Source organism: Mycolicibacterium thermoresistibile (genome assembly GCF_900187065.1).
GTDB classification, from domain to species: Bacteria; Actinomycetota; Actinomycetes; order Mycobacteriales; family Mycobacteriaceae; genus Mycobacterium; species Mycobacterium thermoresistibile.
The window spans coordinates 4,640,300-4,658,279 of the sequence record NZ_LT906483.1; the positions used below are offsets into that span (position 1 = coordinate 4,640,300).

Below are 17,980 nucleotides of genomic sequence, written 5' to 3' on the forward strand. Positions count from 1 at the left end.
AACGTCCGGAGCGATAGTGTTGGGCTGGATGATCAGCTGTGGCAAGGTGCCGCGGCCAGCGACGGCACCAGCGAAGTCCACGCCGCACGAGATGACCGAGAGGCAGCCGGGATGAGCCTGTTCAAGCGACGCAAGAGCCGCGCTACCCGTCGAGCCGAGGCCCGGGCCCTGAAACACAAGGCCAAGCTCGAGGCCAAGCTCGCCGCGAAGAACGAGGCCCGGCGGATCAAGTCCGAGCAGCGCGCGGAGGCCAGGGCGCTCAAGGCTCAGCTGCGCGCGCAGCAGAAGAGCGACCGCACCGCCCGCAAGGTCGCCGAAGCCCAGCTCAAGGCGGCACAGGAGGGCAAACTGTTGTCGCCGACCCGGATTCGCCGGGCATTGACCGTCACCCGGCTGCTGGCGCCGGTGGTGGTTCCGGTGGGCTACCGGGTGGCCATCGCCGCGCGCGGTTACCTCGATGAACGCCGTGCCGACCGGCTCGGGGTCCCGCTGGCCCAGCTCGGCCAGTTCTCCGGGCACGGAGCCCAGTTGTCGGCGCGGATCGCGGGCGCCGAACGGTCGCTGCGGCTGGTGGTCGAGAAGAACCCGAAGGACGCCGAGACCAAACAGTTCGCCGCCGCGATCACCGATCGCCTCAGCGATCTGTCCGCAGCGGTGGCGGCCGCGGAGAACATGCCCTCGACGCGGCGCAAGGCCGCGCACGCGGCGATCGCCGAACAGCTCGACGGTATCGACGCGGATCTGCTGGCCCGGCTGGGAGTGTCGAGCTGACCTGACGATGCCGTGACGGGGTTGACGTGAGGTGAGGGGTGCGACTGTGGGTGCGGACGGCTCCGCACCGCTGCGCGGCACCGCGACGGGTTTGTTGACCGCCGCGCTGGCGGTCGCTGCGCACGGTGCCGCCGGCGGTGCGCTGCCCACCGGCGCGCTCGGCGCCCACCTCGTCGTGCTCGCGGCGACCGTCGGCGCGCTGACCGTCGGCCTACGGTCGGCGGCCTCGACCCCGGTACTGGTCGGGTTGCTCGGTGTCGGCCAACTGCTGGCCCATCTGCTGTTCACCGCCGCCGGGCATGCCCACGGTCCGGACACCGCGAGCCTCCCGCCGCACCGGGCGTGGGTGATGGTGTTCGCCCACACCGTGGCGGTGGTGGCCGGTGCGATGCTGGTCGCGGCGGTCGGCAGGCTCGGTGGCGCGCTGTCGCGGGCGGTGCGTGCGGCGCGTCCGGTCGATCTCCCACCGGTGGCGCCGACGGCGCCGACGGTGCTGGTGTGCAGCGCCGATCAGCCGTTGCGGGCGTTGACGCTGGCCTCTTCGGTGGCGCGGCGCGGCCCGCCGGCCGGCGTCGCGTCCTGACCGACAGTCCCAACGACAGAAAGTCCGATCTCATGTCTTCGACCTCTCGCGCGTTCACGCGCACCCGGGTCGGCCCCGCCCGGATTCTCGGGGCCTTCGCCGGAATCCTCACCGTGATGGGGATCGTCATGGCCCCGCCCGCGGCGGCGCACGCCACCCTGATGTCCACCGATCCGGCCGACGGGGCGGTGCTCGAGGAGGCGCCGGAGCGGGTGTCGGCGACGTTCAACGAGCCGATGCAGGACACCTTCGCCGCGATGACGGTGGTGGGTCCGGACGGCAACCTGTGGTCCACCGGCGAGGCCGAGGTGGACGGTCCGGTGGTGAGTGTGGCAGTCAAACCGCTCGGGCCGGCCGGCACCTACACCGCCAACTACCGCGCCACCTCGGCCGACGGCCATGTGGTGCAGGGATCGTGGACCTTTGAGCTGAAGGTCGCCGGCAGCGGGGAGCCCGGTCCGCCGGCCACCCTGCCCGCCGATACCGCCGACGGGGAGTCCGACGGCGCCACCGACGGCGCGGCAACCGGGGCCGATCTGCCGGTCTGGGTGTTCGTGCTGATCGCCGCGGTGATCGTGGCGGGTGGCCTGGTCTGGGCGGTGCGGCGCCAGCAGTGAGCCGCCTGCGGGCGGCGGCCGTCGGCGTTCTGCTGGTGGCCGCCGCCACGGCAGCCGCCTGGGCGGTGGCGTTCCCGCAGGTCGTGCCGGCCACCGCGGCGACCCGCGCGCTGGCCGACTGCGCGGCGGTGGTGACGCTGGGGTTGGCGGTGGTCCCGCTGCTGGACACCGGCCGCCGGCGCGGCGAGCTGGCCCGGACCGCGGCCGGGCCGCTGGCGGTCAGCGCCGGATGCTGGCTGCTGGCCGAGGTGGTGCGGCTGGCGGTGCAGGGCGCGCAACTGGTCGGGGTACCGGTGTGGCGGCTGCGCACCTCGACCGTGGTGGAGTACGCGACCGTGACCGCGGCGGGCCGGTCGGCGCTGCTCAGCATCGCGGCCGCGGCGACGGTGGCCGGTCTGGCGTTGGCGGCGCACCGGCGGTCGGCGGCGTGGATGGTGGCGATCGGCGCGGCCGCGGCCGGGATGCTGGCGCGCACTCTCACCGGCCATCTGGCGGCGAGTCCGGTGGGCGGGGCGGCGGTCGCGGTCCATGCGCTGGCGGCGGCGCTCTGGTGCGGTGTGCTGGCGGCGCTGGTGCTGACCGTGGCGCACCGGGGCCGGTGGGCGCGGGTGCTGCCGCGGTTCTCCCAGGTGTCGTTGTGGTGTGTGATCGTGCTGCTGGTGTGCGGCGTGGCCGGCGCCGCCGTCACTCTCGCCTCCCCGGCGGCGTTGTTCGACACGGGCTATGGCCGGGTGTTGTCGGGGAAGATCGCGGTGACGGTGGCGCTGATCGGGTTGGCGTGGCGCAACCGCACCGGCTGGGTGCCGGCCGCCCGCGCGCACCGGACCACCGCCGAGGTGTCGACGGCCCGCTCGCTGACCGAACTGGCGTTGATGACGGTGGCGTTGACTTTCGCGGCGGTGCTGACCGTCACGGGGTGAGACGTACGGGCGGGACCCGGGCGCCTGGCATGATAGGTGCCGCCGGATCCACCGGCCCGCACCGCCCAGCTGAGACATGACACTGCAAAGGAGCAGCCACATGGCAGACCCGCAGGACCAGCCGGCCGGGACCGGAGACTCCGTGTCGTCGGGGCCGGATCCGGCAGCCGGTTCTCCGGAGCCGGCCGAGAAGGCGGGCGCCCCGGCCGAGAAGAAGACCGAGCGGGCCCAGAAGGCCACCAAGAAGACACCGGCCCAGAAGACACCGGCCAAGAAGGCGGCCCAGAAGACACCGGCCAAGAAGGCCACCAAGAAGACACCGGCGAAGAAGGCGGCCCAGAAGACACCGGCCAAGAAGGCCACCAAGAAGGCACCGGCCCAGAAGGCACCGGCCAGGAAGCCCGCCGAGCCCGAACGCCGGCAGACGGCCGGGGCTGCGCCCCCGGCCGATCTCACCTCGGCTGCCAAGGAAGTCGCCGCGCATGCCAAGTCCACGGTGGCCTCGGCGCCCAATCCGGTGGCGACGCCGGCGCCGATCTCCCGCCCCGACGACTCCCGGCTGCCGTTCATGATCGCGGTGGCGTCCGGGGCGCTGATCCTGCTCATCGTCCTGTTGGTCAACCGCCGCGGCAAGTAGCGCGCAATCGGCTGACAACGCCTTGACCCTGACGCCGCGTCAGGGTCGATAGTGGTGCCCATGGACCCTGCACCACTACGACCGCATCGGGCTGCCGGTGCCCAGTGTGCGGACCGCGGCGGGATACCGCGGTGACACCGATGCCGCCATCGAACGGCTGCACCTGATCCCGGTGTACCGCTCGGCCGGTCTCCCCCTGGAGGAGATCCGTGCGCTGCTCGACGGCGCCGCCGATCCCCTCGCCCGTCTGCAACGTCAGCATGCGCTGCTGCTCGAGCAGGCGGACCGGTTGCAGCACACCATCAAGGCAGTGGAGGAACTGATGAACGCACACCGCCACGGCATACAGCTGTCGGCGGAGGAGCAGGTCGAGATCTTCGGCAGCGCGGTGTTTCGATGAACACGCCGCCGAGACCGAACGGCGTTGGGGCGGCACCGAGGCGTTCCGGCAGTCCCGGGAGCGCATGCATCGCCGGCTGGCCGAGATGTATCTCGCCGACGAACGGTTCGCCGCGTTCTACGACGACGCCGAACCGGGATTGGCCCGGTTCGTGCACGACATCATCATCGATAACATCGAGCGGTGATCGTAGAACCTCGACCCACCGCCGATCTGGTCGATGAGATCGGTCCCGATGTCCGTAGTTGCGATCTGCAGCTCCAGCAGTACGGCGGCCGCGCCCAGTTCGCCGGTCCGATCAGCACTGTGCGCTGTTTCCAGGACAACGCGCTGCTCAAGTCGGTGTTGTCGGAGCCGGGCAACGGTGGGGTGCTGGTGATCGACGGTGACGGTTCCCTGCACACCGCCCTGGTCGGCGACGTGATCGCCGAGTTGGCCCGCGGTAACGGCTGGGCTGGTCTGATCATCAACGGCGCGGTGCGCGATTCGGCCACCCTGCGCACCCTCGACATCGGCATCAAGGCGCTGGGCACCAATCCGCGCAAGAGCACCAAGACCGGCGCCGGCCAGCGCGATGTGGCGGTCGAGTTCGGTGGGGTGACCTTCGTGCCCGGTGAGATCGCCTACGCCGACGAGGACGGCATCGTGGTCGTGCCACCGCCGTCCCCGTCGGCCGAAGGCTGAGTCAGTCGGGTGTCAGGCGGTCGCTGACAGCGCGGCGCGGCGTCTGCCGAACTGCAGACCCTCGTCGTCGACCCGGCCGTGCCGGATCAGCCCGAGGTCGAACAGATAGTTCTGCTTGAGCCGCCACGGGGTACGGGATCCGGCCTTGGGCAGCCGGTCCAGCGCCCGCAACACGTACCCGGGGGTGAAGTCCAGCAGCGGCCGCTCCTCGACGCTGTCGCCCGGATGCTGCGGTTCGACGACGTCGTAGCCGTGCTCGTCCATGTGGTTCAGGACGCGGCAGACGAATTCGGACACCAGATCGGCCTTCAGTGTCCAGGACGCGTTGGTGTAGCCGATGGTGAACGCCATGTTGGGCATCCCGCTCAGCATCATGCCCTTGTAGGCCATCGTCTCGGTGAGCTCGACCGGCTGCCCGTTGCGCTTGATCTCCGCGCCGCCGAACAGCTGCAGATTCAACCCCGTCGCGGTGATGATGATGTCGGCTTCCAACTCGGTGCCCGATGTCAACCGGATACCGGTCTTGGTGAAGGTGTCGATGGTGTCGGTGACCACGTCGGCCTTGCCGTGCCGGATGGCGCGGAACAGGTCACCGTTGGGCGCCAGGCAGAGTCGCTCATCCCACGGGTTGTAGCGCGGACCGAAGTGCTTCTCGACGTCGTAGCCCGGCGGCAGCCGGCGCTCGGCCATCCTCATCAACGTCCGGCGCATGTAGTTGGGGAACTTGCGCGACAGCTGGTACTGGAAGGTGCTGAAGATGATCGCCTTCCAGCGGTTGACCACACTGGCCATCTTCGGTGGCAGGTACTTGTTCACCTTGACCGCGATCGGGTCCACCAACGGCAGCGAACCGATGTAGGTGGGCGACCGCTGCAGCATGGTGACATGCCCGGCGCCGGTCTCGGCCAGGGCCGGGATCAGCGTCACCGCGGTCGCACCGCTGCCGATCACCACGATGCGCTTGCCGGCGTAGTCGAGATCCTCGGGCCAGTGCTGCGGGTGCACGATGGTGCCCTCGAAGTCGTCGGCGCCCGGGAACTCCGGCGAGTAGCCCTCGTCATAGTTGTAGTAGCCGCTGCAGGCGAACAGGAACGAACACGTCATCTCGACCTGCTCACCGTCGCGTTCCACCTGCAGGATCCACTTGTTGTCCGGATCGGACCAGTTCGCCGACACCACCCGGTGGCGGTACCGGATGTGCTCGTCGATGCCGAACTCCTCGGCGGTCTCCTTGAGATAGGCCAGGATGTCCGGCCCGTCGGCGATCGCCTTGGGGTCGGTCCAGGGCTTGAACCGGAACCCGAGCGTGAACATGTCGGAGTCCGACCGGATGCCCGGGTATTTGAACAGATCCCAGGTGCCGCCCAGATTGTCGCGGCGTTCCAGGATCGCGTAACTCTTCGACGGGCAGCGGTCCTGCAGATGCCAGGCGGCGCTGATACCGGAGATTCCGGCGCCCACGATGAGGACGTCGAGGTGCTCAGTCATGACCACAAGCTATCAACACAGTGTTGAGATAGTCAACACACTGTTGAGAACGTCAACGCTGTGTAAAGTGGGGCGCATGAGCACAGCCAGTCCGGTCCGCAGTCGGGGCCGCCGCAGCACCCGTCCCTCCGGCGACGACCGGGAGCTGGCGATCCTCACCACCGCGGAGAAATTGCTCGCCGAGCGTCCGCTCGCCGAGATCTCCGTCGACGACCTGGCCAAGGGCGCCGGGCTGTCGCGGCCGACGTTCTACTTCTATTTCCCGTCCAAGGACGCCGTGCTGCTGGCGCTCGTGGAACGGGTGATCGCCGAGGCGGACCAGCGCGCCGATGCGGCGCTGAACGGCATGGACGCGCGCGCGGTCGATCCGGCCGGGGTGTGGCGGGCCATCAACGCGCTGTTCGAGACCTTCGGCGCGCACCGGGCGGTGACACTGGCCGGTGCGGCGGCCCGCACCACCAATACCGAGGTGGATGCGTTGTGGTCGCGGTTCATGAAGAAGTGGATCGACTACACCGCCGAATCGATCCGCGCCGAGCGTGAACGGGGCGCGGCCCCGGACACCATCCCCGCCGAAGACCTCGCGGTGTCGCTGAACCTGATGAACGAACGCACCATGTTCGCGGCGTTCGCCGATGAAAAGCCCGCGGTGCCGGAGGACCGGATCGTCGACACACTGGCCCATATCTGGCTCACCAGCATCTACGGCACCGGCCGCTAGCTCGCCGGCGCGGGGACCGTCGACCATCGCCGCGTTGTCGGCCCGGCATGCGAACATGTGTTCGTGTCCGGTCCGGCTGGTCACGGCGCGACGATCCTGCACGCCGATCTCGATGCGTTCTACGCATCGGTGGAACAGCGGGACGACCCGGCGCTCCGCGGCCGACCGGTGATCGTGGGCGGCGGGGTGGTGCTCGCCGCCAGTTATGAGGCCAAGGCGTACGGGGTGCGCACCGCGATGAGCGGCGGTCAGGCCCGTGCGCTGTGCCCGCACGCGATCGTGGTGCCGCCGCGGATGGCGGCGTATTCGCAGGCCAGCGCGGCGGTGTTCGACGTGTTCCGGGACACCACACCGCTGGTGGAGCCGCTGAGCGTGGACGAGGCCTTCCTCGATGTCGGCGGGCTGGGTCGGCTGGCGGGCACGCCGGTGCAGATCGCCGCCCGGCTCCGCGAGCGGGTGCGTGCGGAGGTGGGGCTGCCCATCACGGTCGGGATCGCCCGCACCAAGTTCCTCGCGAAAGTCGCCAGTCAAGAAGCCAAACCCGATGGTCTGCTGCTGGTGCCGCCGGACCGCGAGCCGGCCTTCCTGCATCCGTTGCCGGTCCAGCGGCTGTGGGGGGTGGGCGTCAAGACCGCTGCCAGACTGCGGGCGCACGGCATCGAGACGGTGGCCGACGTGGCCGCGCTCCCCGAGACGGCCCTGACCTCGATGGTCGGGGCGGCGATGGGCAGGCAGCTGTTCGCGCTGTCGCACAACATCGACCGGCGGCGGGTCGCGACCGGGGTGCGGCGCCGGTCGGTCGGCGCGCAGCGCTCGCTGGGCCGGGCGGGCAGTGCTATGTCGGCCGCCGAGATCGACGCGGTGGTGGTCAACCTGGTCGACCGGATCACCCGCCGGATGCGTGCGGCTCACCGCACCGGGCGGACCGTGGTGCTGCGGCTGCGGTTCGCCGATTACAGCCGCGCGACACGGTCCCGGACCCTGGCCGCGGCGACCGCGTCCACCGATGTCGTGCTCGCTACGGCGCGCGCCCTGGTGTCCGCGGCGGCACCGCTGATCGCCGAACGCGGCCTGACCCTGATCGGGTTCGCGGTCACCGACATCGACCGCTCGGGTGCCACCCAGCTCGAACTGCCGTTACCGTGTGGTGGGACCGAAAGCCGCACCGCCGCCGGTCAACTCGACTCCGCGGTGGACAACGTCCGGCGCCGGTACGGCACCGCGGCACTGACCCGCGGGGTGCTCCTCGGCCGCGACCCGGGCTGGGAGATGCCCCGGCTGCCCGATGAGCACCGGTCGGCCCCTTCCTGGACCTGAATCAACTGGGCCTCGAGGAACTGGACCTGGATCAACTGGGCCTAGAGGAACTGGGCACTGACGAACCCGGCGAGCAGCACCGCGAATCCGCCGATCTCCCCGGCGATCAGCGCCACCATGGCGCCGTGCAGTGCCGTGGTGGAATGTTCGAACTGGTTGGTGGTGTCGCGGCGGGCGCCGTGCAGGACGTAGGACCCGATCGCCACCACGAAGAAGAACACCACGACCATCGCCGCGGTCAGGTTAACCGCCGCGGGCCAACCGCTCAGCTCGACGAACACCGCGATCAGCAGCGTGGCGAACGAGTACAGCAGCGCCGCACGGTGCGCGATGTCGACATACGGGTGCGCCAGATGGTTCTGGGCGGTCGCCATCTGCCGGTACTTCCACACCCCGAGGATCAGTGCCCACAGGAAGATCAACCCGGCGGCGAGCAGGGTGATGACGGTGTCGGTTCCGAGGTCGGCTCGCATCCCGCGAGTCTAGGACCCCGCCCGAATCGCCGGATCGCCGAATCAGCGCCTCAGTTGCGCACCGGACGGTCCCACACCCGATGCGCACCGAGTGCGGTGATGAGAGTTGAGGCGGCACGGGCCGGATCGGACTCCAACGCCACTCCGGCGGTGTCGACGGGCACCCCGGCCGCGGTCACCAGGTTCTCCCCCGCCGGCAGCACCGCCACCGGCTTGAGGTGGCGGTAGGACTCGTCGACCATGATCCGGGCCCGCATGTCGGCCGGTGAACCGGCCACCACGATGGCGTCGAACTCCACGGACCGTCCGGTCAGATACGTGCGGGAGACCGGCACGCTCACCTCCCCGTTGCCCAGTTCCCCGCCGTGGACGGCGGTGACGTGCGGGACCAGATCGGCGGCGAGCAGCGCTTCGACCAGCGTCGCCACCGCGGCGACGTCGGTGTCGGGCCCGGTGAGGATGCCGACCCGGCGGCCCTCGATCGGCCAGGTGCTGCCGAGCTGCGACAGCGCCGGGCTGAGCGTCTCCGGATCCACCGGCGGCACGCTCGGCCTCGGCGCCTCCAGCCCCAGCGCCGCCGCGACGGTGGCACACAGTTCGGCGTCGATGTTGGCCAGCACCGCGAGCGCCCGCTCCTTGATCGTCTGCTCGTAGCATTTTCCGATCTCGAAACTGAACGCGGCGGCCACGTGGGCCTGTTCGACCGGGTGCAGGCTGCGGTAGAACAGCGTGGCCTGGCTGAAGTGATCGTCGAAGGTCGCCGGGTTGGCCCGCCGTTTCGCCGAGGCCGGCAGCGGATGCGGCGCCTCGATGAACGCGCCGGTCTCCGCCGACGCCATGAACGGACACCCGCCGTCCAGTGAATTCGGTTGGTAGGGAGCCACTCCGGCATGGACCCCGTGCTGGTGGAAGCCGTCCCGGAGCATGTCGTTGACCGGGGCGTGCGGACGGTTGATCGGGATCTGCGCGAAGTTCGGCCCGCCGAGCCGCAGCAGCTGGGTGTCCAGGTACGAGAACAACCGGGCCTGCATCAGCGGGTCGTCGGTGATGTCGATGCCGGGCACCAGGTGACCGGGGTGGAAAGCCACCTGCTCGGTTTCGGCGAAGAAGTTCGTGACGTTGCGGTTGAGCTGCAGGGTACCGATGATCTGCACCGGGGCGAGTTCCTCGGGCACGATCTTGGTCGGATCGAGCAGGTCGATGCCTTCGAACATCTGCTCCGGATTGTCCGGGAACACCTGCACGCCGAGGTCCCATTCCGGAAAGGCCCCGGCCTCGATCGCGTCGGCGAGGTCACGACGGTGGAAGTCCGGATCCACCCCGCCGATGATCTGGGCCTCCTCCCAGATCAGCGAGTGCACCCCGAGGCGCGGCTTCCAGTGGAATTTCACCAGTGAGGTCGTCTCGTCCGGTGCGATGAGCCGGAAGGTGTTGACGCCGAACCCCTCCATCGTCCGGTAGGAGCGCGGGATGCCCCGGTCGGACATGGCCCACATGGTGTGCGCCGCCGACTCGGTGTGCAGGGAGAAGAAGTCCCAGAACGTGTCGTGGGCGGTCTGCGCCTGCGGGATCTCCCGGTCCGGATGCGGTTTGGCGGCGTGCACGACGTCGGGGAACTTGATGCCGTCCTGGATGAAGAACACCGGGATGTTGTTACCGACCAGATCGAAGGTGCCCTGGCCGGTGTAGAACTTGGTGGCGAAGCCGCGGGTGTCGCGGGCGGTGTCCATCGATCCGCGGTTGCCGATCACCGTCGAGAACCGCACGAAGACCTCGGTCTCTACGCCGGACTTCAGAAACTCTGCCTTGCAGATCTTCTCGGCCGCGCCGTTGGCGCGGAACACGCCGTGCGCGCCGGCGCCGCGGGCGTGCACGACCCGCTCCGGGATGCGCTCATGGTCGAAGTGGGTGATCTTCTCGCGGAAGTGGTGGTCCTGCAGCAGGGTGGGTCCGCGGTCGCCGGCCTTCAGCGAGTGGTCGGTGTCGTAGAGACGGGCGCCCTGCGCGGTGGTCAGGTACCGACCCTGCTGCGCCCGGGTGTCGGCCGGCCCGTCCGCCGGGGTCCCGGTGGCGCTGCGCAGTTCGGGTGCGCCCTGATCGGGCTTGGGTGGCAACGGTGGCCGCGGCTCGGTGGGCTCCTCGAAGGACGGCGGCTGCGGGGCCGGCGCTCCGGCCAGATCGGGGCGGACCCGTTTGCCCTGTTCGGCCCGGCCCTCGTCGACGAGGTCGTCGCGGCCGGTCACCGCTCCCACGACTTCTTTGGCCATTCCCTTGGCCTGTTTGAGTGCGTCTTTGGGCGCGTTGCTGTCAGCCATCGGATCCTTACCTTTCTTGGAGGGTGTTCGGGGCCGCTGGCCTTAGGCTTCGATTCACCCAGGGACAGCGGGTATGGCTTTCATTGGTCAGCCCTTGATGGCCGAGGAGGATTGGCCGCCCGCTGTCCCGCGACGACTCGACCGCTAATTGAGAGATGCGATTCGATCGCTGTGTAAGGACACGACGGCGTGGTCGTCTGCCGGGCTGGTGGAAATGGTGATGAGCACGGAGGCGGTAGTGACACAAGCTGTTTGGGCGGGTATCGATGCTGGGAAATCGGACCACTTCTGCGTGGTCATCGATGCGCAGGGAAAGCGACTGCTCTCGCAGCGGGTAGCCAACGACGAAGCGACTCTGTTGAAGTTGATCAGCACTGTCGCAACCATGGCTGACGGCGGTGAGGTCACCTGGGCCATCGATCTCAACGCTGGCGGTGCGGCCCTGCTGATCACGCTGCTGATCGCCGCTGACCAGCGGCTGCTCTACATCCCCGGCCGCACCGTGCACCACGCCTCGGGCAGCTACCGCGGGGAGGGTAAGACCGACGCCAAAGATGCCGCCGTTATTGCGGATCAGGCCCGGATGCGCCGCGATCTGCAACCGCTGCGCCCCGGAGATGACATCACAGTGGAGCTGCGCATCCTCACCAGCCGGCGCACCGATCTGGTGGCTGATCGCACCCGCACGATCAATCGACTGCGTGCCCAGCTGCTCGAATACTTCCCAGCCCTGGAACGCGCGTTCGACTACAGCACCAGCAAGGCCGCGTTGCTGCTGCTCACCGGCTATCAAACTCCCGATGGGCTGCGACGAGCCGGTGCTGCTCGACTGGCAGTCTGGTTGGGTAAACGCAAGGCCCGCAACGCCGATGCCGTCGCGGCCAAAGCCCTGCAGGCCGCTCACGCTCAACACACCGTCATACCCGGACAACAACTCGCTGCGGCCATGGTTGCCCGCTTGGCCAAGGAGGTGATGGCCCTCGACACCGAAATCGGCGACACCGATGCGATGATCGAGGAGCGGTTTCACCGCCACCGCCACGCCGAAATTATCGTGAGCATGTCGGGCTTCGGCGTCACGCTCGGCGCCGAATTCCTCGCTGCCACCGGCGGAGACATGAGTGCCTTTGACTCCGTCGACCGCCTCGCCGGCGTCGCCGGCCTGGCTCCGGTACCGCGTGACTCCGGCCGCATCAGCGGCAACCTTCAACGACCCCGCCGCTACAACCGGCGCCTGCTGCGCGTCTGCTACCTGTCGGCGCTGTCTAGCATTCGATCCGACCCCGCCTCGCGCACGTATTACAACCGCAAACGCGCCGAAGGCAAACGCCACAGCCAAGCCGTCCTGGCCCTGGCACGTCGGCGTCTCAATGTTCTGTGGGCAATGCTGCGCGACCACACGACCTATCAACCCACCACGCCTACTGCCGCCGCAGCGGCTTGACAACCTCATTGAGAATCCTCCTGCTTGTTCCGCCCCACGCGGGGCCGCCCGGCCTACGGCCGTTGCGCGCCTTCTTCCCCGCGCGGGTGGGAACTAAACGTCGGTCCAGGCCAACAGCTGGTCGGCGGACCAGGTGTTGACGATCCGTTCGGCGGGCAGCTCGGCGTCCAGCGCCCGCTGGGCGCCGTAGCCGAGGAAGTCGAGTTGGCCCGGCGCGTGCGCGTCGGTGTTGATGGCGAACAGACATCCGATGTCGCCGGCCAGGTTCAGCAGGCGGGTCGGCGGATCGCGGCGTTCCGGACGTGAGTTGATCTCCACCGCGGTGCCGTGGTCCCGGCAGGCGGTGAACACCTTCTCGGCGTCGAACCGGGATTCCGGGCGCAGGCCGCGGTTTCCGCTGACCAGCCTGCCGGTGCAGTGGCCGAGCACGTCGGTCAGCGGGTTGGTCACGGCCCGGAGCAACCGACGCGTCATCGCGTCGGCGTCCATCGACAGCTTGGAGTGCACACTCGCGACCACGACGTCGAGCCGTTCGAGCAGGTCGGGATCCTGGTCCAGGGAGCCGTCCTCGAGGATGTCGACCTCGATCCCGGTGAGGATGCGCATCGGCGCGAACTTCTCCCGCAGTTCGTCGATGACGTCGAGTTGGTGGCGCAGCCGGTCCGCGGAGAGTCCGTTGGCGATGGTGAGCCTCGGTGAGTGGTCGGTGAGCGCACAGTATTCATGACCGAGCTCACGGGCGGTCCGCATCATCTCCTCGATCGGGGCGGAGCCGTCCGACCAGTTGGAGTGCAGATGCAGATCGCCCCTGAGCGCGGCCCGGAGGTCGCCGCCGCCGAGGTCGGCCGCGGCTTCGCGCAATTCGACCAGGACGTCGGGTTCCTGTCCGGCCCAGGCCTGGGCGATCACCCTGGCCGTCTTGGGTCCGATGCCCGGGAGCGACTGCCAGCTGTTGGCGCGGCCGTGCCGTTCCCGTTCGGCGTCGCTGAGCGCGTCGACGACGTCGGCGGCGCGACGGTAGGCCATCACCCGCCGCGGGTCCTCGCGGGCGCGGTCCTTGTAGTACGCCACCTGCCGGAGTGCCGTCGCCGGGTCCATACCCCCAGTGTGCTCGGTTTGCGGCAGATTGCCCACGCCGGTACAGTGGATTGAGGTTTTGTTCAATTCATCAACTGATCAAATCACAAAGGTGTTGGTTTTCGCGTGCCCAGTTCCGTGTCCGACGGCCCCGAACGGCCGTTGTATGAGATCAAGGCCAACCTGTTCAAGGCGCTGGCCCATCCCGCCCGGATCCGGGTACTCGAAATCCTCTGCGCCTCCGGCGAACCCACCCCGGTGAGCGACATCCTCGCCGACACCGCGATCGAACCGACCCTGCTCTCACAGCACCTCGCCGTGCTCAAACGACATCATGTGGTTCGCGCGCAGCGCGTGGGTAACGCGGTGTTCTACGAACTGACACATCCGAAGATCTCCGAATTGCTGGTGATCGCGCGCACCTTCCTGGCCGACACCCTCGGCGCACAGCGCGATCAGCTGGAGACGTTCAAACGACTTCCACCATTGGGACGGTCACAGTGATCGCCACTGCGAAAGAGAATCTGATACGGCTGTTGCCCAGCCGCCGTGACTACGCCGAGTTGCCCCGGTCGTGGCGGCGTGACATCCTCGCCGGCATCACCGTCGGCGTGGTGGCCCTGCCGCTGGCGTTGGCCTTCGGCATCAGTTCAGGCGTGGGGGCGGCCGCCGGCCTGATCACCGCGGTGGTCGCCGGCCTGGTGGCCGCGGTGTTCGGCGGTTCCCACATCCAGGTGTCCGGGCCCACCGGCGCCATGGCCGTCATCCTGGCGCCGATCGTCGCCCAGCACGGGCTGACCAGCATCGCGCTGGTCACCGTGTTGGCCGGGTTGATCGTGCTGGCGGCCGGCATCACCGGGTTGGGGCGCGCGGTCACATTCATTCCGTGGCCGGTGATCGAGGGGTTCACGCTCGGCATCGCGGCGATCATCTTCCTGCAGCAGGTGCCGGCGGCGTTCGCGACCGAGGCGCCGGCGGGGCAACGCACGCTGGTCGCGGCCTGGCATGTGGTGACGCACGCCGACTGGACCGCGGCGGTGAAGACCCTGAGCGTGGTGAGCCTGGTCGCGCTGCTGATGGTGGTGTTGCCGCGGCTGCACCGCAGCATTCCGGAGTCGCTGACGGCGGTGGTGGCGGCGACGGTGATCGTCACGGTGTTCGGCATCTCGGTGGCCACCATCGGGGAGTTGCCGTCGCAGCTGCCGACCCCGGTGTTGCCGCAGGCCGACATGGGCGCCATGCAGACCCTGCTCGGCGCCGCGTTGGCCATCGCGGCGCTGGCGGCGATCGAGTCGCTGCTGTCCGCGCGGGTCGCGGCGACGATGTCGGCGACGGGGCCGTACCACCCGGACCGGGAGCTGGTCGGACAGGGCATGGCGTCGGTGGCATCGGGTCTGTTCGGCGGGATGCCGGCGACGGGCGCGATCGCCCGCACCGCGGTGAACGTGCGCTCGGGTGCCCGCACGCGCCTGGCGGCGATCGTGCATTCCCTGGTTCTGCTCGCGGTGGTGTATCTGGCCACCGGCCCGGTGTCGGCCATTCCGTTGTCGGCGTTGGCCGGTGTGCTGATGGTGACGTCGTTCCGGATGGTGTCGTTGCACACCGCTCGGCGGATCCTGCGTTCGACCCGGTCCGATGCGTTGACGTTCGTCCTGACGGCGCTGGTGACGATCACCTTCGACCTGATCGAGGCGGTGCAGATCGGTGTGCTCGTCGCGGCGTTCTTCGCGCTGCGCAATGTGGCCCGCCGGTCGGGTGTGACCAGGGAGGAACTGCCCGGAGAACCGCAGCCCGGCGATGAGAGGATCGCGCTGCTGCGGCTCGAGGGGTCGATGTTCTTCGGTGTGGCCGAACGGATGTCGTCGACCATCTCGGAGATCGAGGCCGATGACATCTCGGTGGTGATCATCCGGTTGTCACAACTGGGGACCCTGGACGCGACCGGGGCGAACTCGCTGGCCCAGATAGCCACCGAACTCGAGCGGCGTGGAATCACGGTGATCATCAAGGGAGTTCAGCCCGAGCACTCCAAGCTGCTGTCCAATGTCGGTGTCTTCGAGTCGCTTCGGCACGAGAAGCATCTGATCGACTCGCTCGAGGACGCCATCGAGCACGCGCGCAGCCACGTCGCACGCCAGCAGACGGCCCGGACCACCTCATAGTCGGCGGCGGACAGACATCCACTCCCCGACATTGGTGTCCAGGACCCCACTCGAGCACTGACAGGCTCCCGGCGAACGGAAGAGGTGGTCTCGTGGGGCTCTTCGACTTCGTCGGCGACGCGGTGGACTCACGGCTGGTTCGATCGCGGCTTTACTTGTGCCTCTATGCGTGTGCCGCCGGTGCCGGGATGGCAAACGTCCATCAGTCAGCTGGGTTTGCCTCCCGACAGCCGTATCGCCACGAAAGACCATCCAGCACGTTCAGATCCGTTCATCGGCCATCTCGATGACCACGCCTACTTTCTCGCCACCGACGGAGAGGTCGCGGTCCCGGCGGTCAACAACCCCGGCGCCCCGGTCGTGCTGCGCGCCGCCGACCTGACCCGTTGCGGAACCTCTGGCGGCTACCCGAACAACCCGATACCTTCGGTCGCGTCTGGCGGGCGAACACCACCCCGGGTCCGGCTCTCCGACGACGCCACCGAACTGATGTCACTCGTCGCGCCGTGACAAGCGGTCAGCCGCAGCCGGCCGCCGGAGGCCTCCTTCGATGGGTCGGATCTCCGGTGTCGGTTCAGTCGGCGAGGAAGGTCAAGAGCTCGTTGGTGACGAACGCCGGGTTCTCCTCGACAAGCCAGTGCCCCGCTCCGGGGACCTCTACGGCTCTGGTGATGTTGGCCATCCGGGGTTCGACGGTGAGCCGGGTGGATTCGAGCAATCCCTCGGCGGTCATGAGCAGCGTGGGCGTGGTGATGGGGCCGGCCGCCACGTTGTCGTGTTCGTCTTGGTCCAGCGTCCGGTACAGGTCGAATCCCCCCGAGAGGACGTCGGGCCGGTTGTAGGTGCGCGCGAACTCGTCGACCTGTTCGTCGGTGAACGGTGACTGTGCGCCCGGCCCGCCGAAACTCGTCCCGCCGTATGCGACGTAGGGGTAGAACAGGGCGAGGTACTCGCGCACGTCGTTGGCGACGACCGCTTCAGGGACCCTCGGCTGATGGTGAAAGGCCATGTGCCAACTGAATTCCCGATAGCGTGCCGCGCTCAGGGCGGGGCCGGGGAGTGGGTAGTCCAAGTGGGCGTATTTGCTGACCTCGGTCGGGTATTGCGCCGCGTACTGAAATCCGACGCCGGCGCCGAGGTCATGGGCGACCAGCCTGATGGACCGCAGGCCGAGCTGGTCGGCCAGCAGACGATGCACGAACCTGGCCAGCGTGGCTTTGTCGTAGCTCGGCGGGGCGCCTTCGCTGTCGCCCAGTCCGGGCAGGTCCAACGCGTACACCGTGTACTTCTGCGCCAGTGCGGGAATGATCCCGCGCCAGGCGTACCACGTTTGTGGCCATCCGTGCAGCAGGACCAACGGATCGCCGCTCCCGCCGGTCACGTAGTGCATCCTCACACCGTCGACATCGGCGAACTCATGGCGGAACAGGCGGTTGAATTCGTCGTCGTCGCGGGTGGCGGAGTCGAACGCATGGGCACCTGTATCCACCACCGCGGCACCGGGAGCGTTCTGGCAAGGTGACGCTCCCCCAACGCAGCCGCTCACCAGCAATACCGACGCCATCGTCACACCGAGGGTCCATCGTGCTCGGCCACGCCGCCGCGCAGTGTTCAGACGGCCACCGGCGGCCGCTTCGGCACCGATGCGCTCCTCACGTTCTCGTGCAGTCACTGACCTACCTCCGTGGGCTTGTCGACCCCTCGATGGCAGCACGGGCCTTGAACTGCTTGCAAGAAAAATTGCAGATCTGCAAAATTGCCCACGTGGATCGAGGTGACAAGGACGTGCTGGCTGGAGTCGGGCCTCGTTTGCGTGCGATCCGTCGGTCACGGGGCGTGACGCTGGCGGCGCTCGCCACGGAGACCGGTCTGTCCGAGAGCACGTTGTCGCGGCTGGAGAACGGGAAACTCCGGCCGACCCTGGAGCAACTGCTTCCGTTGGCTCGCGCACACGGCGTGCCGATCGACGACCTGGTGCAAGCACCGCTCACCGGTGATCCGCGTATACATCTGCGACCGATCCGGCGTTTCGGGTTGACCGTCATCCCGTTGACACGACGGGCCGGTGGAATCCAGGCCTACAAGATCGTGTACCCGCCGGCAGACCGGGCAATGACGACGCCGCTGCAGACTCAAACGCACGAGGGCTATGAGTGGTTCTACGTTCTCAACGGCCGTGTCCGGTTCGTGCTGGGGGAGCAGGAACTGCTGCTCAACCCGGGAGAGGTCGCCGAATTCGACACCCGCATACCCCACTGGATCGGCAGTGCAGGACCAGAGCCCGCCGAACTGCTCACCTTGTTCGGACCCGAGGGTGAGCGCGCACACCTGTTGACGGCCGGTGACTGACTGCCCTGAACAGTGAATTGTC

General features: G+C 68.5%; 18 protein-coding genes and 1 pseudogene. 14 read left to right on the plus strand and 5 right to left on the minus strand.

Annotated elements, in window-relative coordinates:
• The first annotated feature begins 111 nt into the window (after positions 1–111).
• The 7 genes and pseudogenes from CKW28_RS22055 (at position 112) to rraA (ending at position 4,612) form a co-directional block, all read left to right on the plus strand.
• A complete protein-coding gene (locus tag CKW28_RS22055) occupies positions 112–771 on the plus strand; it encodes a DUF6474 family protein (protein WP_003924267.1) in 660 nt (219 codons plus the stop codon).
• A gap of 46 nt (positions 772–817) precedes the next feature.
• Positions 818–1,354, plus strand: a complete 537-nt coding sequence (locus CKW28_RS22060; protein WP_003924266.1) for a hypothetical protein — start codon at positions 818–820, stop codon at positions 1,352–1,354.
• Between the two features lie 32 nt (positions 1,355–1,386).
• On the plus strand, positions 1,387–1,971 hold the full coding sequence (locus CKW28_RS22065; RefSeq protein ID WP_003924265.1) for a copper resistance CopC family protein: 585 nt from the start codon (positions 1,387–1,389) through the stop codon (positions 1,969–1,971).
• On the plus strand, positions 1,968–2,891 hold the full coding sequence (locus CKW28_RS22070) for a CopD family protein (protein ID WP_003924264.1): 924 nt from the start codon (positions 1,968–1,970) through the stop codon (positions 2,889–2,891). The genes CKW28_RS22065 and CKW28_RS22070 overlap by 4 nt, the downstream gene beginning before the upstream one ends.
• 100 nt (positions 2,892–2,991) lie before the next feature.
• Entirely contained in the window at positions 2,992–3,528 is a 537-nt protein-coding gene (locus tag CKW28_RS22075) for a hypothetical protein (protein WP_003924263.1), read from the plus strand.
• Between the two features lie 67 nt (positions 3,529–3,595).
• A pseudogene (locus CKW28_RS22080) lies at positions 3,596–4,115 on the plus strand (MerR family transcriptional regulator).
• Entirely contained in the window at positions 4,112–4,612 is a 501-nt protein-coding gene (gene rraA, locus CKW28_RS22085) for a ribonuclease E activity regulator RraA (RefSeq protein WP_003924262.1), read from the plus strand. Before CKW28_RS22080 ends, rraA begins: the two are co-directional and overlap by 4 nt.
• A 12-nt stretch (positions 4,613–4,624) precedes the next feature.
• Here the strand turns inward: rraA and CKW28_RS22090 are convergent, their stop codons facing one another.
• Positions 4,625–6,100: a flavin-containing monooxygenase gene (locus CKW28_RS22090; RefSeq protein WP_003924261.1), complete on the minus strand. Its 1,476-nt coding sequence runs from the start codon at positions 6,098–6,100 to the stop codon at positions 4,625–4,627.
• Positions 6,101–6,176: 76 nt separating this feature from the next.
• On the opposite strand from CKW28_RS22090, the gene CKW28_RS22095 reads away from it, so the two are divergent.
• Positions 6,177–6,821, plus strand: coding sequence for a TetR/AcrR family transcriptional regulator (locus CKW28_RS22095; RefSeq protein ID WP_003924260.1), 645 nt, complete (start codon positions 6,177–6,179; stop codon positions 6,819–6,821).
• A 57-nt stretch (positions 6,822–6,878) separates the two neighbouring features.
• A complete protein-coding gene (gene dinB, locus CKW28_RS22100; RefSeq protein WP_003924259.1) occupies positions 6,879–8,138 on the plus strand; it encodes a DNA polymerase IV in 1,260 nt (419 codons plus the stop codon).
• 41 nt (positions 8,139–8,179) lie between these two features.
• On the opposite strand, the gene CKW28_RS22105 is transcribed toward dinB, so the two are convergent.
• Positions 8,180–8,611, minus strand: coding sequence for a hypothetical protein (locus CKW28_RS22105; RefSeq protein WP_003924258.1), 432 nt, complete (start codon positions 8,609–8,611; stop codon positions 8,180–8,182).
• Positions 8,612–8,661: 50 nt separating this feature from the next.
• Positions 8,662–10,926, minus strand: a complete 2,265-nt coding sequence (locus CKW28_RS22110; RefSeq protein ID WP_003924256.1) for a catalase — start codon at positions 10,924–10,926, stop codon at positions 8,662–8,664.
• Between the two features lie 220 nt (positions 10,927–11,146).
• Between CKW28_RS22110 and CKW28_RS22115 the strand changes: the two genes are divergently transcribed.
• A complete protein-coding gene (locus CKW28_RS22115; protein ID WP_040548537.1) occupies positions 11,147–12,370 on the plus strand; it encodes an IS110 family RNA-guided transposase in 1,224 nt (407 codons plus the stop codon).
• Positions 12,371–12,463: 93 nt separating this feature from the next.
• Here CKW28_RS22115 and CKW28_RS22120 read toward each other — a convergent pair whose 3' ends face one another.
• Positions 12,464–13,468: a PHP domain-containing protein gene (locus tag CKW28_RS22120; protein WP_003927842.1), complete on the minus strand. Its 1,005-nt coding sequence runs from the start codon at positions 13,466–13,468 to the stop codon at positions 12,464–12,466.
• Positions 13,469–13,573: 105 nt separating this feature from the next.
• Here CKW28_RS22120 and CKW28_RS22125 point away from each other — a divergent pair, with 105 nt between their 5' ends.
• The 3 genes from CKW28_RS22125 (at position 13,574) to CKW28_RS22135 (ending at position 16,119) form a co-directional block, all read left to right on the plus strand.
• Positions 13,574–13,951 carry an ArsR/SmtB family transcription factor gene (locus CKW28_RS22125; protein ID WP_040548512.1) on the plus strand — a complete coding sequence of 126 codons (378 nt, stop codon included), beginning with the start codon at positions 13,574–13,576 and terminating at the stop codon, positions 13,949–13,951.
• A complete protein-coding gene (locus CKW28_RS22130) occupies positions 13,948–15,609 on the plus strand; it encodes a SulP family inorganic anion transporter (RefSeq protein WP_003927840.1) in 1,662 nt (553 codons plus the stop codon). Before CKW28_RS22125 ends, CKW28_RS22130 begins: the two co-directional genes overlap by 4 nt.
• A 165-nt stretch (positions 15,610–15,774) precedes the next feature.
• Complete coding sequence (locus CKW28_RS22135) at positions 15,775–16,119, plus strand: 9-bladed beta-propeller domain-containing protein (RefSeq protein ID WP_003927839.1); 345 nt, start codon at positions 15,775–15,777, stop codon at positions 16,117–16,119.
• Positions 16,120–16,183: 64 nt separating this feature from the next.
• On the opposite strand, the gene CKW28_RS22140 is transcribed toward CKW28_RS22135, so the two are convergent.
• The gene (locus tag CKW28_RS22140) at positions 16,184–17,101 is read right to left on the minus strand and encodes an alpha/beta fold hydrolase (protein WP_003927838.1); all 918 of its coding nucleotides are present in this window, start codon (positions 17,099–17,101) and stop codon (positions 16,184–16,186) included.
• A gap of 293 nt (positions 17,102–17,394) precedes the next feature.
• Here CKW28_RS22140 and CKW28_RS22145 point away from each other — a divergent pair, with 293 nt between their 5' ends.
• Positions 17,395–17,958, plus strand: a complete 564-nt coding sequence (locus CKW28_RS22145) for a helix-turn-helix domain-containing protein (protein WP_435405799.1) — start codon at positions 17,395–17,397, stop codon at positions 17,956–17,958.
• Positions 17,959–17,980: the final 22 nt, after the last annotated feature.